The sequence below is a fragment of the Paracoccus sp. SY genome (assembly GCF_002901215.1).
In the GTDB taxonomy this organism is placed as follows: domain Bacteria; phylum Pseudomonadota; class Alphaproteobacteria; order Rhodobacterales; family Rhodobacteraceae; genus Paracoccus; species Paracoccus acridae.
Genome location: NZ_NWMQ01000002.1, coordinates 311,201 through 325,465, shown reverse-complemented (window position 1 = coordinate 325,465; position 14,265 = coordinate 311,201). Strand labels below are relative to the sequence as shown.

The following is a 14,265-nucleotide window of genomic DNA, read 5'->3' as shown; positions in this document are numbered from 1 at the left end:
GGTCACGCCCCGGCCAGCGGCGGCAGGCCCAGAAGCGCCCGCTTTTCCGCATCGGTCAGGAAGGTGGCGGCCCCGATCCGCGCCCATTGCTGGTCGCGTTCCTCGGCCAGGGCGGGGATGCGGTCGGGGTCGGGGCGCAGATCGACCTCGGCGCCCTGATGCTCGGACAGCCACCAGGCAACCGATGCCGCGACTCGCGTGGCCAGCGGCAGCACCGTCAGGCGATAGAAGGCCCGGTGCGCCTCGGCGTAATTGGCATAGGTCGCGTCGCCGGGGATCCCCAGCAGCATCGGCGGCACGCCGAAGGCCAGCGCGATCTCTCGCGCCGCTGATAGCTTGGTTTCGTGGAACTCCATGTCGCTGGGACTGAAGCCCATGGGCTTCCAGTCCAGACCCCCTTCCAGCAGCATGGGACGCCCCGCATTGCGCGCGCCCTGGTGGTTCGTCTCGATCTCACCGACCAGGCGATCATATTGCTCGGGCGACAGAACCCCCTGCCCGTCCACCCCCTTGTAGACGATGGCCCCACTGGGTCGCGCCGCGTTGTCCAGCAGCGCCTTGGACCAGGCCGATGCGCTGTTGTGAACGTCCAGCGCCACCGCCGCCGCCTGCATGGGCGACAACCCGTAATGGTCGTCCTGCGGGTGGAAGGACTTGATGTGGCAGATCGGATCGGGACTGCCCGTCATGTCGAACCGGTGCTTGCGCCCTCCGACGGCATAATCATAGGCGACGGGCCAGCCGTCCGCGCCGGGCACGATGCTCATCCGGTCCGACCGCAGGACGTGCAACTCCTCGGGCAACCCTTGGGCACCCAGGCCCGCCGCCTCGACGTAACCGTTCCCCGACAGCAGCATCTGCCCGAACAGCGCCTCGAACAGTTCCGCCCGGCCCTGCCCCGGATTGGGGCGCCGCAGCAGATCCAGCACCGGATGGATGTCGTAGCGCCGCTCGCGATCCTCGCAGACCAGCGGCACCGCCGCCGCCGCCTCTGCGATCAGCTTGACGCAGCGAAAGCCCACCGGGTTGCCGACAAAGCCACCCCGCGTCAGGCTGACCGTGTCGCGCGACGACCAGACTGCCCGGCCCGAACCGCTGGCAAGGGCCACGACACGGCCGGTCGCACTGGCCTTTCTTTTTGGCGGAGGAGCCTGCTTCTCCTCCCGCGTAAACAACCGAAACGCCATCCTTTGCCTCCATGCCAACGAGAAAGGGCCGCCTTTCGGCAGCCCTTTCATCCTGGTCCAAATATCCTCTGGGGGTCCGGGGGGCGAAGCGCCCCCGGCCTTGTCACAACCGCCGCATCTGCGGCCGCCGCCAGCTTGCCCCCGGCTCGATCACCAACTCGTGGATCGCCCAGACCAGCGCATCCAGCCGATCCGGGCTGCCCCGGCCTTCAAAGCCGCGCACCGTCATCTGGCACATCTGGTCCTCCAGCGCGCCCAGGCCGCGCAGGTGCTTGACCCGCCCCTGCTCGTAAAGCGCCGCCACAGGCTCGGCCCGCAGCCCCTTGCCCCGCCCTGCCCGCAAGGCACGGAACGGGACCAGGGGATCCACCTGCCGGATCACGCTTTCCACCAGGTCGCCTCCCTGGTTCACCTCGGCCACCAGACGCTCGGCGCCATGGCGGTCCATCGCGGCGATGGCGGCGCGCGCCCAATCCAGCGGCCCGCCCTTCACCGTCGCGTCCTCCAGCACATAGGCGGTCCAGCTGCCCGGCTCGCCCTCGGCCACGACGCCCGCGACCACGATGCCGCATTCGTCGCTGGCCTTGCCCGCCGTCACCGCCGGATCGACGGCGACGACGACACGCGACAGCTTCGGCGCGCGTTCCACCCGCGCGCCTTCCAGCATCGCCGTGGTCCACAGCGCGCCTTCCACATCGTCCAGCAGCACGCCATCCAGTTCCTGCCGCCCCAGCCGCGTCCCGCCATAGCGCGACGCGACCTCGGCCAGGAAGCTTTCCGCCAGATAGGCACGGTTCGCATCCGTCGGCGCATGGGTTGTGACCGTGGACGCATTGCCCAGGATCCGCTTCAGCACCCCCACGTTGCGCGGCGTCGTGGTGACCACCTGTTGCGGATGATCCCCCAGGCGCAGCGCGAATTGCAGCATGTCCCAGACATCCTCGGACTTCTTCCACTTGGCAAGCTCATCCGCCCAGGCCGCGTCGAATTGCGGCCCGCGCAGCGCCTCGGGCTCATGCGCGGAATAAACCGTGGCAGTGGCGCCATTGGCCCAGACCAGCCGCCTGCGCCCGGCTTCCCAGACGGGGCGGCGGTCGGGGGGCGAACAGGCCAGGATCCCGCTTTCGCCGAACACCATCACCTCGCGCACCTGGTCGAAGGTTTCGCCCACCAACGCCACGCGGTGACAGCGCCCCGGTGCGGCGGCGGTCGGACCCTCGACCATCCGCCGCACCCATTCGGACCCGGCGCGGGTCTTGCCCGCGCCCCGCCCGCCCATGATCACCCAGGTCTTCCAGTCGCCCTCGGGGGGCAACTGATGATCCAGGGCCCAGAACTCGAACATCCAGGGCAGCGCCATCAGCGCGTTTTCCGACAGCCCGCCCAGGAATTCGTCAACGTCCTCCGGCGCGGCGGAGGCAAGCCAGGCGGCGCCCGATCTCATCTCGTGCCTGGTCAAGGTCAAGGCTTCCGCCCCCGACCCCTCCGGCGATATCCTTGCGTAGCTTGTCAACCCTGTTCCTTTCCGCCATCAGAAGACCGACCGCCTCGCGGACGACCTTCGCGGTTTGCATGGCTTCCTTCAGCTCGGCGGGATCGACGGCCCCGCTTTGCCGGGCCTCCAACGCGGCCTCGTGACGTTTCAAATCCTTGACATACGACCAGAACAACCCTTCTGCGACGGCGATGGCCTCGTTCGGGTCCACCTCCGGCGCAGCACTCGCACCAGGCTTCACGTCCGTCCGGGCAGGGCTTGCCCCGGCCGCAAACGGTCCTTCGGGATCAACGACCCCGCGCCATTTCATATCGTTCATGCAAACTGTCCCGCCTCGTGTCCTGTCCGCACGAGCCGAAAACTGAAAAAGCGGCCCTAGAGGTCGCCCCCCGGCCGCTTGCCCACTTTTCCCAGCATGTAAATGTTCTACCCCAGGGCGTTCGGTAAGTCAATCGCTAAACCGGTGCGCGCACGGTCAACCAGGAATTAGCAAAACCGAACAAAGGGTTGACCCCCTGCAACACCCTGCGCAACACCCTTGGATGTTGCCGGGCAACGCCTGCCGGAAACCACTCCGACAGGGCGCGGGATTCGCCTGTCAGACGTCCTTGGTCCCCTTGGACGTGCTGCCCTTCGCCTCGGTCGCGGCGGCGATGGCATTGGCGGCCTCGTCCTGCATCTTCTGGGCAAAGCCCACCATCTGCGCGGCGTAGGCTTCGGCCCATTCGGGGAAATGCCCGGACTTCATCGCGGCAGCACGCATTTCCTCGCCCTTTTCGCGCATCTTCTGGAACTGCTCCTCCCAGGCGGTCTGCATCGTCTGCCACTGGTTGCGGACGTTTTCGCCGGCTTCCTCGAAATAGCCCCGGAACTGCCGGTTCATCTCGTCCTGGCGCTGCATGGCCGTTTCCTGCCACTTGCGGGCGCTGGCCATCATCTCGTCGTTGCGGCTGTTCATCTCGTCCTGCCATTCGGCCACGCGCTTTTCATAGGTGCGGGCATTTTCGGCCAGGGTCGAGAACATGTCGGACAGTTTCATGGCGCATCCTCCTGCCAGGGCGGCGCCCGGCGCGGTTCGCGCCATTGGAAAAGCCCGCCCCTTGACCGCAATGCTGCGGCGCAGGGCGGGCTTTGTCAAACCCTTTGAACGGCTTGGGCCGTGTCAGCCGTCGCCCTGGACGGGACTGGTCGCATCCGCGCCACGCTGCCGCTCGATCTCGCGCCAGCGCGCCACGGCGGCATTGTGTTCCTCAAGCGTGCGCGAAAACGCGTGCCCGCCCGATCCGTCCGCCACGAAGAACAGATAGTCCGTGCTGTCGGGGTTCAACGCCGCCCGGATCGCCTCGCGGCCCGGATTGGCGATCGGGGTGGGCGGCAGGCCATCCACGCGATAGGTGTTGTATGGCGTCGTTGCCGCCAGTTCGGACCGCCTCAGGCCTCGGTCCAGAATCCCTTCCCCGCCCGTGATGCCATAGATCACCGTGGGGTCGGTCTCCAGCCGCATCCCCTGCTCCAGCCGGTTGACGAAGACGCTGGCCACCTGGGGTCGTTCCTCGGGCACCCCCGTCTCCTTCTCCACGATGGATGCCATGATCAGCGCCTCCTCGGGCGTCCGATAGGGCAGGCCAAAGGGCCGCGCCTCCCATTCCGCCGCCAGGATGGCCGACTGCCGCCGGGCCATTTCGGCCAGCAGGGCAGACCGATCGCTGCCCTTCTCGACCTCATAGGTATCGGGGGCAAGGCTTCCCTCGGCCGGGATGTCCTCGACCTCGCCGGTCAGGAAAGCCGCGGCCTTCAGCGCCTCGACCACCTGCCAGCTGGTCACGCCCTCGGCCATGGTCACGCGCAGCCGCGCCCCGGGCCTGTCCGCAGCCGCCAGGATCGCCTGCGGGGCTTCCTCGGTCGCGGGGTTGTAACGCGCCATCTCCTCGAAGGCGCCGGTGTCCGGGTTCATGTCGCGCAACAGCACGGTGTTTTCCCGAACGCCCACCCGCACCACGACCTCGGTCCCGCAGGTCGAGGGCCCGCCCGTGGTGATCACATCGACGATCTGCGCCATGCTGGCATGGGGCGGCACCAGATAGCTGCCGAATTTCAGATCGCGCGCGCGGTCCAGATAATCCGTCCCGGCCCGGAAGACATAGGAATTGCTGATCGCGCCCTGTTCCACAAGCTGCTGGCTGACCGCGTTCAGGCTTGCCCCCGGCGCCACCTGCACGCATTGCGCGACAGCACTTGGCCCCGGCCCGCTGAACTGGTGCTTGCCCCAGGCCACCGCCGCGGCCGCGGCGATCAGCAGCACGATCAGCAGCGTCAGGAAGTTCGAGGCGATGTTGCGCCAGATCATCCCCGGACCGCCCCCAGGACCAGCGAGGCGTTCGTGCCGCCAAAGCCGAAGCTGTTGGACAGCGCCACATCGACCTTGCGCCGCACGGCCGCATTGGCCGCCAGATCCAGCTTCGGCTCGACCGCGGGGTTGTCCAGGTTGATCGTCGGCGGGCAAATCCCGTCGCGGATCGCCAGCACGCAGAAGATCGCCTCGACAGCGCCCGCCGCGCCCAGCAGGTGGCCGATGCTCGACTTCGTGGACGACATCACCACGTTCGGCGCGTGATCGCCCAGCAGGCGCTCCACCGCGCCAAGCTCGATCGTGTCGGCCATGGTGCTGGTGCCATGCGCGTTGATGTAGTCAACCGCCGAAGGCTCCAGCCCCGCATTCTTCAGCGCGTTGCGCATCGCGCGGAAGCCGCCATCGCCATCCTCGCTGGGCGCGGTGATGTGATAGGCATCGCCCGACAGGCCATAGCCCAGAATTTCAGCGTAAATCTTCGCCCCGCGCGCCTTGGCGTGTTCGTATTCCTCCAGCACCAGGCAGCCGGCGCCCTCGCCCATGACAAAGCCGTCCCGGTCCACGTCATAGGGGCGGCTGGCCGACTGCGGATCGTTGTCGCGCTTGGTGGACAGCGCCTTGCAGGCGTTGAAGCCCGCGATGCCGATCTCGCTGATGGGGCTTTCGGCGCCGCCCGCGACCATCACGTCGGCATCGCCCAGCATGATCAGCCGCGCCGCGTCCCCGATGGCGTGCGCCCCGGTGGAACAGGCGGTCACGACCGCATGGTTCGGCCCCTTGAAGCCGAAGCGGATCGACACCTGCCCCGACACCAGGTTGATCAGCGCGCCGGGAATGAAGAAGGGCGACACCCGCTTCGGCCCGCGTTCCTTGATCAGCACCGCCGTTTCCGCGATTGAGGTCAGCCCGCCGATCCCCGATCCGATCATCACGCCGGTCCGCTCGCGGTCCTCCTCGGTCTGCGGCTCCCAGCCCGAATCCTTCACCGCCTGCTCGGCCGCGGCCATGCCGTACAGGATGAAGTCATCGACCTTGCGCCGGTCCTTCGGCTCCATCCAGTCGTCGGGGTTGAAGCTGCCGTCGCTGCCGTCGCCGAAGGGGATCTCGCAGGCGTATTTCGTCACCACGTCCTTGGAATCAAAGCGCGTGATCGGCCCCGCGCCGGACTGCCCGGCCAGCAGCCGTTCCCATGTCGCCTCGACGCCGCAGGCCAGCGGCGTGACCATGCCCAATCCGGTGACAACAACCCTGCGCATCCGCAATGTCCTTCAAACTGCAAATCTGTCGCAGACCTGATACACGCGCCGGCAGAACCGCGCAACGCCGGGGCTGCCGACCAGCGGCACTTTGCATTGGACCTCAAATATCCTCGGGGGGTCCGGGGGGCGAAGCGCCCCCGGCTTTCGCGGGACGCAAACTCAGATCAGACCCTCGGCCCTGAAATCCGCCCGCAGATCGCGCTCGGGCCGCGGCCCCACATGCCCGATCGCCTCGGCCGCGGCGATGCAGCCCATCCGCCCCGCCACCGCCAGCGGCGCACCCGTTGCCAGCCCATAGATCAGCCCCGCCGCGAACTGGTCCCCCGCCCCGGTCGCATCCACCGGCACGACGCGGTGGACCGGCGCGCTCACCCGTTCCCCGTCGCGGATCAGGATCGCATCTTCGCCCGACCGCGTGCAGATCACCGTCCCGCAATCGGCCTGGGCCAGCCGCAGGGCCTCCTCCAGATCCGTGACCTGGTAAAGCGAGGTCCATTCATGGACATTGCCGATGACGTAATCCATCGGCCCCGCCACCAGGCGGCGGAAATCCTCGCGATGGCGGTCCACGCAGAACGGGTCCGACAGCGCGATCCCCGCCTGCCCGCCCGCCTCGTGGCAGGACTTCGCGGCCTTCAGGAACGCCTCCTTCCCCTTGGGCTTGTCGAACAGGTATCCTTCAAGGAACAGCCATCCAGCCCCTTGAAAAACGAATGGATTCACGTCGTCCGGCCCCAGTTCGGCGGAAATCCCCAGATAGGTGTTCATCGACCGTTCGCCATCCGGCGTGACCAGGATGATGCTCCGCGATGTCGGCAACTGCTCGCCCGCGACCGGCGGGTTGACGAAGACCGTCCCCGCCGCCTCGGTCTGCTCGGCATAGGACAGGCCCAGCGGATCGTCCGCCACCCGCCCGATAAAGGCCGTCCGCAGCCCCAGCATCCCGATCCCCGCCAGCGTGTTGGCGACCGACCCGCCCGGCACCAGCTTCGACTGCGCGCGCCCCGGCCCGTGATCGTCCGCCTGCGCGGCCATCAGGTATTCCGACCGCTCGCGCTCGATCAGCTGCATGATGCCCTTCCGCACCCCCAGCGCCGCCAGCCGGTCCTCGGCCACGGGCGAGATCACGTCCATCACCGCATTGCCGATGCCGATCACATAGGGGGTGGTCATGCGGTCTTCTCCTCGTATGGGCACAGGTCGTAGATGGGGCAGACCGCGCAACGCGGGCGCCGGGCCTGGCAGATGTATCGGCCATGCAGGATCAGCCAGTGATGGGCATTGTCCTGGAAGCGGGCGGGCACGTTGTCCTCGATGGCGCGCTCGACCTCGTCCACGTCGCGGCCGGGGGCGATGCGGGTGCGGTTGCCCACCCGGAAGATATGCGTATCGACCGCCTGCGCAGGATGGCCGAAGGCGCTGTTCAGGACCACGTTCGCGGTCTTGCGCCCCACGCCGGGCAGGCGCATCAGGGCGGCACGGCTGTCGGGAACCTCGCCGCCGAATTCCTCGACCAGGATGCGGGACAGGGCGATGACGTTCTTGGCCTTCTGGCGGAACAGGCCGATCGTCTTGATATGCTCGGTCACGCCCTCAAGGCCCAGGTCCAGCATCTTCTGCGGCGTGTCGGCGATGGCGAACAGCCCGCGCGTAGCCTTGTTCACGCCCACATCGGTCGCCTGGGCCGACAAGGCGACGGCCACGACCAGCGTGAAGGGGTTGGAAAACTCCAGCTCGGTCACCGGCTGCGGATTGGCGCTTGCCAGGCGCGAAAAGATCGCGACCTGCTGGGCAAAGGGCAAGGGAGGGGCAAGGCGGCGGGGCTGGACCATGGCCCGACGCTTTTGACCGGCCCGGGACAGCAATGCAAGCCCGGCCTGCAAGGGCGGGTTTTTCCGCCACTCCAACGCCTTCCACGCAGCCGTGACTTCCCTTTCGCCCGGAACTGGGCCAGCTTCGCGCACGTTTGACGGCAGATGCGAATTTGCCGCATGTTCACGTCGCAAGACCATGAAAGGAACTCCCATGAACCTTCGCGTCACCTCTCTCCTCGCCGCCGGGGGCCTTGTGGCACTTGGCGCCTGCGCCCCCATGGACGGCACCGGCACGGGCACCAGCGGCATGAGCCGCACGCAGCAAGGCGCACTTGCCGGCGCCGCCGTGGGGGCCGTCCTGGGCGCGACCCGCGACGACGACAGCAACAACGAAGGCCGCGACGCGGCGCGCGGCGCGATCGTCGGCGGCATCGCCGGGGCCGTCGCGGGCAACATCCTCGACCGCCAGGCGCAGGCGCTGCAGCAGTCGCTGTCGAACCCGAACATCCAGGTCATCAACCGCGGCTCCTACCTGCAGGTCGTAATGCCCGAAGGGATCCTGTTCGCCACCGGCTCGGCCGCCGTGTCGGGCGCCGCGCAGAACGACCTTTATGCCGTCGCGCGCAACCTGAACCAGTATCCCAACAGCCGGGTCGAGGTCGTGGGCCACACCGACAACACCGGCAGCGCGGCGCTGAATGCCGACCTGTCGCAGCGCCGCGCCCAGTCCGTCGCGGGCATCCTGTCCGCAGCGGGCGTGTCGCCGCAGCGCCTGATCGCCAGCGGGGCAGGCTTCAGCCAGCCCATCGCCTCCAACGACACCGCCGCCGGCCGCGCGCAGAACCGCCGGGTCGAGATCCTGATCCGCCCGACCCGCTGACCGTCAGCCGCACGAAACGCGCAGGCAAAGCAAAACCCCCGGTCTTTCGACCGGGGGTTTTTCGCAATTGCTGTTCCTGCGATCTCAGTTCAACCGGCGCGCCACGTCGTCGATGGCTTCGTCGATCCCTGCGGACCGCTGTCCTGCGCCGACCTGCTGCGCCAGCAGGCTGGACGCCGCGGCGATCGCCGCCTGCACCGCGCGGTCGCGCACGGCACGCACAGCATCGGCCTCGGCACTGGCGATCTGATCCTCGGCCGCCTTCAGGCGCCGTTCGATCGAGGATTTCAGGTCGGCCTTGGCCTTGGCGGCCTGGGCCTCGGCCTCGCGCTTGGCATTGGCGACGATCTGGTCGGCCTGACCCGCCACTTCGCGCTGCCGGCGTTCATAGCTGGCATAGATTTCCTGCGCTTCCTCGCGAAGGCGCTTGGCCTCGTCCAGGTCGCGGCGGATGCCGGCGGCGCGGCTGTCCAGCAGCGCCCCGATCCGCGAGGGAACCTTGAAGTAAAGCAGCACCCCGACAAAAGCCAGGAATGAGACCAGGACGATGAAGTCCGTGTTCCGCAGCGAGAAGAACGGACCCGTCGCGGCAAAGGCCGGTCCGGCGCTCAGCCCGGTGGCGGCAATGACGGCAAGTTTCTTCATTGCAGGGCCCCTTTCATGCGGCTGTCCACAGCCTGATCGACAGCGGCCTGATCGACCGTCCCGCCAAAGCTGCGCACCAGTTCGGCGGCAACGTCGCGGGCGACCTCTCGCGCATCGACATCGGCGGAATCGCGGATCTCGCGGATGCGCTTTTCCGACTCCGCGCCGCGCGCCGAAATCTCGGCATCGGCATGGGCGATGGCGGCATCCAGTTCCTTCTGGATTTCCGCACGGTTCGCGGCGACGATCTTGTTCGCCTCGGCCCGGGCATCGGCAAGCGCCTTATCATAGGCGGCCTCGGCTTCCTTGGCCTTCAGCTTGAATTCCTCGGCGGCCATCAGGTCGCCGGTCATGGCGCCCTGGCGGTCCGACAGGACGGCGCCGATGCGCGGCAGCGCGATCTTGGCGACGACCCAGTAAAGAACGACCATGGCGACGACCAGCCAGAAGATCTGGTTCGCAAAGGTCGAGAGATCCAACTGGGGCAGGCCCGTTGTCGTCTCGGTCTCTCCATGCGCGACGGAGGACGCCACGCTTTCGGTATGTTCGGCCGCGGTGGTGGCGGCCTCTTGCAACAGGCTGATCATGTCCTACCCCTTGGCCCTGACAGTCACGAAGGGGCGGAGCCGAAGCCCCACCCCGCCGCAAGGATGGCGCAGGATCAGACCGCGAACATCAGCAGAAGCGCGACGAGGAACGAGAAGATCCCCAGGGCTTCGGCAAAGGCCATGCCGATGAACAGCGTGGCGGTCTGGCCGGCGGCGGCCGACGGGTTGCGGAGCGCGCCCGACAGGAAGTTGCCGGCGACGTTGCCCACACCGATGGCGGCCCCGCCCATGCCGATGGCGGTCAGGCCGACGCCGATGTACTGGCCCAGTTCTCCGATATTGCCTTCCATGATGATGCTCCTTGCGGTTGGAAGTGGTGGATTGGGTTGATGACCTGTGCGTCCGGCGTCAGTGCGACGGATGCAGCGCGTCCTTCAGATAGACGCAGGTCAGGATGGTGAAGACATAGGCCTGGATGAAGGCCACCAGGATTTCGAAGGCATACATGCCCACGACCGCGATGATGGAAATCGGGGCCACGGCTGCGATGGCTGCGAAACCGGCAAAGACCTTGATCACGGCATGGCCGGCGATCATGTTGCCTGCAAGTCGGATGGAATGGCTGACGGGGCGCACGAAATAGCTGATCACCTCGATCACGGCCAGAACCGGGCGGATCGCCAAGGGGGCCGAGCGGACCCAGAACAGGTCCAGGAAATGCGCGCCGTTCTTGATGAAGCCGATAGCCGTCACCGACAGGAACACCGCCAGCGCCAGCACGCCCGTCACCGCGATATGCGAGGTGACCGTGAAGGCCAGGGGCAGCAGGCCCAGGAAGTTCGCGAACAACACGAACATGAATAGCGTCATGATATAGGGAAAGTACTTCAGCCCGTCCTTGCCCGCGATGTCGCCGACCATCTTGTGCACGAGGCCATAGGACAGTTCCGCGATCGACTGGGTGCGGGTCGGCACGATGCCGCGGCCGCGCGTGCCCAGCACCAGCAGCGCCAGCGTGGCCAGGATGATGGCGAACAGCCACAGCGTCACGTTGCTGGGCGTGTACCAGTGGACCGGGCCGTCGCCGAACAGCGGGCGGACGATGAACTGGTCCATCGGGTGGAAAGACAGGCCGGTTGCCTCGCCATGCGCTTCGGTCGCCACGATCAATCCCTCTCGTCGGTCCCCGGCGGCTTGCCGGAATTGCTGCCAAGCTCGGCCGCCGTGCGCATCATCACCTTGATGCCGGCCACGAAGCCGAGAAGTATGAACAGGATCAGCATGACCGGCAAAGTGCCGAACACGTAATCCAACCCGTATCCGATCCCGGCGCCCAGCATGATGCCCGCGACGATTTCGGTGACCATGCGCCAGGCGACATGCGCCTTGTCATAGCCCGCCATCGGCATGTTCGCCTCTGGCTTCCGGGTCAGGCGGGACAGCCGGTCTTCCAGGTCGCGCAGACGGGCGGCATCCGCTTCCCTGTCCACATCGCTCCGGGGGTCTTCGGCCATCTGTCATGCCCCGTTCTTCGTTGCGGCGCTGTCTAGGGGGGATCGCCGCCCGAGTCAAGCAAGTGACTTGATCATGCAAGTATCTGGCAAACAAAGGTTTTGCTTGATCGGCCTGCCGAAGGACCGGCCCTTGGCCCCTGCCCCGGCCGCAGAACGTTCAACCGCGCAGTTGACCATTCCCGCCATTCCGCGCCATGAGATGGGCATGGACACCCCCTCGCCCGACCCGCTGGACCTGATCTTCGCGGCCCTGGCCGATCCCACGCGGCGGCGGGTGCTGTCGATGCTGCTGGAGGACGACATGGCCGTCAGCGACGTCGCGGCGCCCTTCGACATGAGTCTGGCCGCGATTTCCAAGCACCTGTCGGTCCTTGCGGCGGCGGGCCTGATCCGGCAGGAGCGGCGGGGCCGGATCACCTGGTGCAAGCTGGACCCCGAGGGGATGCGCGCGGCATCCGTCTGGATGGGCGGCTTCGGGCAGTTCGATCCTGTTGACCTGGACGATTTCGAACGCTTTCTGGAAGCCGAGATGCAAAGCTGGACCCGCGAATGACCGACCCCCAGGATCAGGCCCAGGATCGGGTCCAGTATCCGGCGCGCCCCGACATCCTGTGCATCGGCGCGATGCTGTGGGACGTGATCGGCCGCGCGCCGCGCCGCATGGCGCCGGGCGCCGATGTGCCGGGCCGCATCCGCCACATCCCCGGCGGGGTGGCGCTGAACGTGGCGGTCGCGCTGGCCCGCTGGGGCCTGCGCCCCGCCGTGCTGTCCGCCGTCGGCCGCGACCCGGAAGGCGAGGTCCTGGTGACCGAAGCCCGGCGGCTGGGCGTCGTCACCGATCATCTGGCCCGCGACACCGGCCTGCCCACCGACACCTATATGGGCATCGAGGACAGCGAGGGGCTGATCGCCGCCATCGCCGATGTCCACAGCCTTGAAGATGCGGGCACCGCGATCCTGGCGGCCCTGGACGGCGCGCTGTCCGGCTGGACCGCGCCGGTCGTCCTGGACGGGAACCTGACCGAGGATCTGCTGGCCGCCATCGCCCGCGACCCCCGCCTGGCCGCCGCCGACCTGCGCGTGGTGCCCGCCAGCCCCGGCAAGGCCGAACGGCTGGAACCGCTGATCGCCGCCCGGCGCGGCTGCTTCTACCTGAACCGCCTGGAAGCCGAGATCCTGGCCGGGCGTGCCTGCCCCGATGCCGCGACCGCCGCGCAGGGCGTGGTGGCGCGCGGCGCGGCCCGCGTGCTGGTCACGGACGGACCCCGCCCGGTGGCCGAGGCCATGGCGGGCGCGCCCACCCTGACCTTCGCCCCGCCACCTGTCACCGTGGCCCGCGTCACCGGCGCGGGCGACTGCTTCCTGGCGGCACATCTTGCCGCCGAACTGAACCACCAGCCGCGCGACGCGGCCCTGCGCCAGGCGGTGGATGCCGCCGCCGCGCATGTTTCCGGAAAGGACGTTCCATGAGTGCCCCCCTGACCTTTTCGCCCGAAGTCGAAGACGCGCTTGCGGCGGGCCGCCCGGTCGTCGCGCTTGAATCGACGATCATCACCCACGGGATGCCCTATCCCCAGAACCTGGAAATGGCGCGACAGGTCGAACAGGTGATCCGCGACAACGGCGCGACCCCCGCCACCATCGCCGTGATGGGCGGGCAAATCCATGTCGGGCTGACCGACGATGCGCTGGAAGCCCTGGCACAGACGCCCTCGGACCAGGCCATGAAGCTGTCGCGCGCCGACCTGGCCGTCTGCCTGGCAAATGGCCGCACGGGGGCCACCACGGTCGCGGCCACCATGATCTGCGCGCATCTGGCGGGCATCCGGGTCTTTGCCACCGGCGGCATCGGCGGCGTGCATCGCGGGGCGGAAAGCAGCTTCGACATCTCGGCCGACCTGCAGGAACTGGCGCAGACCCCGGTGACGGTCGTGGCCGCCGGGGCCAAGGCGATCCTGGACCTGTCCAAGACATGGGAGGTGCTGGAAACCCTGGGCGTTCCCGTGATCGCCTTTGGCCAGGACGAACTGCCCGCCTTCTGGTCGCGGTCCAGCGGCATCAAGGCGCCCCTGCGCATGGACAGCGCGGACCAGATCGCCGCCGCGGCCGCCATGCGCGCACGCCTGGGCCTGAAGGGCGGCCAGCTTGTCGCCAACCCGATCCCCCGCGAATCCGAGATCACCGCCGACGTGATCGGCCCCTTCATCGAACAGGCCCTGTCCGAAGCCCAGGACCGGCACATCGCCGCAAAGGAGGTCACGCCCTTCCTGCTGCAGCGCATCTTCGAACTGACCGATGGCCGTTCGCTGGCCTCCAACATCGAACTGGTCCTGAACAACGCCCGCCTTGCGGCGCAGATCGCCATCGCGATGACCCGTTGACCGCGTCGCCCGTCCTGCCTTATGGGTGCGTCAGTGCGCGGCTGGCGGAATTGGTAGACGCAGTTGGTTTAGGTCCAACCGCTTCGGCGTGGGGGTTCGAGTCCCTCGCCGCGCACCAGCGGATGCGGCACCTTGCCGCACCCTGCCGCGGGGTCACGATCCTGCGTCCACAACCCTGCCCTCCTTGACTTT

17 protein-coding genes and 1 tRNA gene are annotated in these 14,265 nt (G+C 67.8%); 5 read left to right on the top strand and 13 right to left on the bottom strand.

Annotation, left to right across the window (positions count from 1 at the left end):
* Positions 1-2 precede the first annotated feature (2 nt).
* The 8 genes from CK944_RS03565 to nth form a co-directional block, all read right to left on the bottom strand.
* A complete protein-coding gene (locus CK944_RS03565) occupies positions 3-1,187 on the bottom strand; it encodes a phage portal protein (protein ID WP_103171648.1) in 1,185 nt (394 codons plus the stop codon).
* 103 nt (positions 1,188-1,290) lie between these two features.
* Entirely contained in the window at positions 1,291-2,631 is a 1,341-nt protein-coding gene (locus CK944_RS03560; protein ID WP_103171647.1) for a DNA-packaging protein, read from the bottom strand.
* Positions 2,582-2,893 carry a permease gene (locus CK944_RS03555; RefSeq protein WP_239985948.1) on the bottom strand — a complete coding sequence of 104 codons (312 nt, stop codon included), beginning with the start codon at positions 2,891-2,893 and terminating at the stop codon, positions 2,582-2,584. The genes CK944_RS03560 and CK944_RS03555 overlap by 50 nt, the downstream gene beginning before the upstream one ends.
* Before the next feature lie 387 nt (positions 2,894-3,280).
* The gene (locus CK944_RS03550; protein WP_103171646.1) at positions 3,281-3,721 is read right to left on the bottom strand and encodes a hypothetical protein; all 441 of its coding nucleotides are present in this window, start codon (positions 3,719-3,721) and stop codon (positions 3,281-3,283) included.
* Between the two features lie 123 nt (positions 3,722-3,844).
* Positions 3,845-5,029 carry an endolytic transglycosylase MltG gene (mltG, locus tag CK944_RS03545; protein ID WP_103171645.1) on the bottom strand — a complete coding sequence of 395 codons (1,185 nt, stop codon included), beginning with the start codon at positions 5,027-5,029 and terminating at the stop codon, positions 3,845-3,847.
* Complete coding sequence (fabF, locus tag CK944_RS03540; RefSeq protein ID WP_103171644.1) at positions 5,026-6,288, bottom strand: beta-ketoacyl-ACP synthase II; 1,263 nt, start codon at positions 6,286-6,288, stop codon at positions 5,026-5,028. The genes mltG and fabF overlap by 4 nt, the downstream gene beginning before the upstream one ends.
* Before the next feature lie 162 nt (positions 6,289-6,450).
* Positions 6,451-7,464, bottom strand: a complete 1,014-nt coding sequence (locus tag CK944_RS03535; protein ID WP_103171643.1) for an adenosine kinase — start codon at positions 7,462-7,464, stop codon at positions 6,451-6,453.
* Entirely contained in the window at positions 7,461-8,123 is a 663-nt protein-coding gene (nth, locus tag CK944_RS03530) for an endonuclease III (protein WP_103171642.1), read from the bottom strand. The genes CK944_RS03535 and nth overlap by 4 nt, the downstream gene beginning before the upstream one ends.
* Positions 8,124-8,316: 193 nt before the next feature.
* Here nth and CK944_RS03525 point away from each other — a divergent pair, with 193 nt between their 5' ends.
* Positions 8,317-8,985 (top strand): OmpA family protein, encoded by a 669-nt coding sequence (locus CK944_RS03525; protein ID WP_103171641.1) that lies wholly within the window; start codon positions 8,317-8,319, stop codon positions 8,983-8,985.
* Positions 8,986-9,069: 84 nt separating this feature from the next.
* On the opposite strand, the gene CK944_RS03520 is transcribed toward CK944_RS03525, so the two are convergent.
* The 5 genes from CK944_RS03520 to CK944_RS03500 all read right to left on the bottom strand — a co-directional run bounded on the left by CK944_RS03520 (position 9,070) and on the right by CK944_RS03500 (position 11,692).
* Positions 9,070-9,630, bottom strand: coding sequence for a F0F1 ATP synthase subunit B (locus CK944_RS03520; protein ID WP_103171640.1), 561 nt, complete (start codon positions 9,628-9,630; stop codon positions 9,070-9,072).
* Positions 9,627-10,217 carry a F0F1 ATP synthase subunit B' gene (locus tag CK944_RS03515; RefSeq protein ID WP_103171639.1) on the bottom strand — a complete coding sequence of 197 codons (591 nt, stop codon included), beginning with the start codon at positions 10,215-10,217 and terminating at the stop codon, positions 9,627-9,629. The genes CK944_RS03520 and CK944_RS03515 overlap by 4 nt, the downstream gene beginning before the upstream one ends.
* A 74-nt stretch (positions 10,218-10,291) precedes the next feature.
* Positions 10,292-10,528, bottom strand: a complete 237-nt coding sequence (locus CK944_RS03510; RefSeq protein ID WP_089343169.1) for a F0F1 ATP synthase subunit C — start codon at positions 10,526-10,528, stop codon at positions 10,292-10,294.
* A gap of 58 nt (positions 10,529-10,586) precedes the next feature.
* The gene (locus CK944_RS03505) at positions 10,587-11,342 is read right to left on the bottom strand and encodes a F0F1 ATP synthase subunit A (RefSeq protein ID WP_103171701.1); all 756 of its coding nucleotides are present in this window, start codon (positions 11,340-11,342) and stop codon (positions 10,587-10,589) included.
* Between the two features lie 2 nt (positions 11,343-11,344).
* On the bottom strand, positions 11,345-11,692 hold the full coding sequence (locus tag CK944_RS03500) for an AtpZ/AtpI family protein (RefSeq protein WP_188715146.1): 348 nt from the start codon (positions 11,690-11,692) through the stop codon (positions 11,345-11,347).
* 205 nt (positions 11,693-11,897) lie between these two features.
* Between CK944_RS03500 and CK944_RS03495 the strand changes: the two genes are divergently transcribed.
* The 4 genes from CK944_RS03495 (at position 11,898) to CK944_RS03480 (ending at position 14,191) form a co-directional block, all read left to right on the top strand.
* On the top strand, positions 11,898-12,245 hold the full coding sequence (locus tag CK944_RS03495; RefSeq protein ID WP_103171700.1) for a helix-turn-helix transcriptional regulator: 348 nt from the start codon (positions 11,898-11,900) through the stop codon (positions 12,243-12,245).
* Positions 12,242-13,162 carry a PfkB family carbohydrate kinase gene (locus CK944_RS03490; protein WP_103171638.1) on the top strand — a complete coding sequence of 307 codons (921 nt, stop codon included), beginning with the start codon at positions 12,242-12,244 and terminating at the stop codon, positions 13,160-13,162. Before CK944_RS03495 ends, CK944_RS03490 begins: the two co-directional genes overlap by 4 nt.
* A complete protein-coding gene (locus CK944_RS03485) occupies positions 13,159-14,073 on the top strand; it encodes a pseudouridine-5'-phosphate glycosidase (RefSeq protein WP_103171637.1) in 915 nt (304 codons plus the stop codon). Before CK944_RS03490 ends, CK944_RS03485 begins: the two co-directional genes overlap by 4 nt.
* Before the next feature lie 35 nt (positions 14,074-14,108).
* Positions 14,109-14,191, top strand: a tRNA-Leu gene (locus CK944_RS03480).
* Positions 14,192-14,265: the final 74 nt, after the last annotated feature.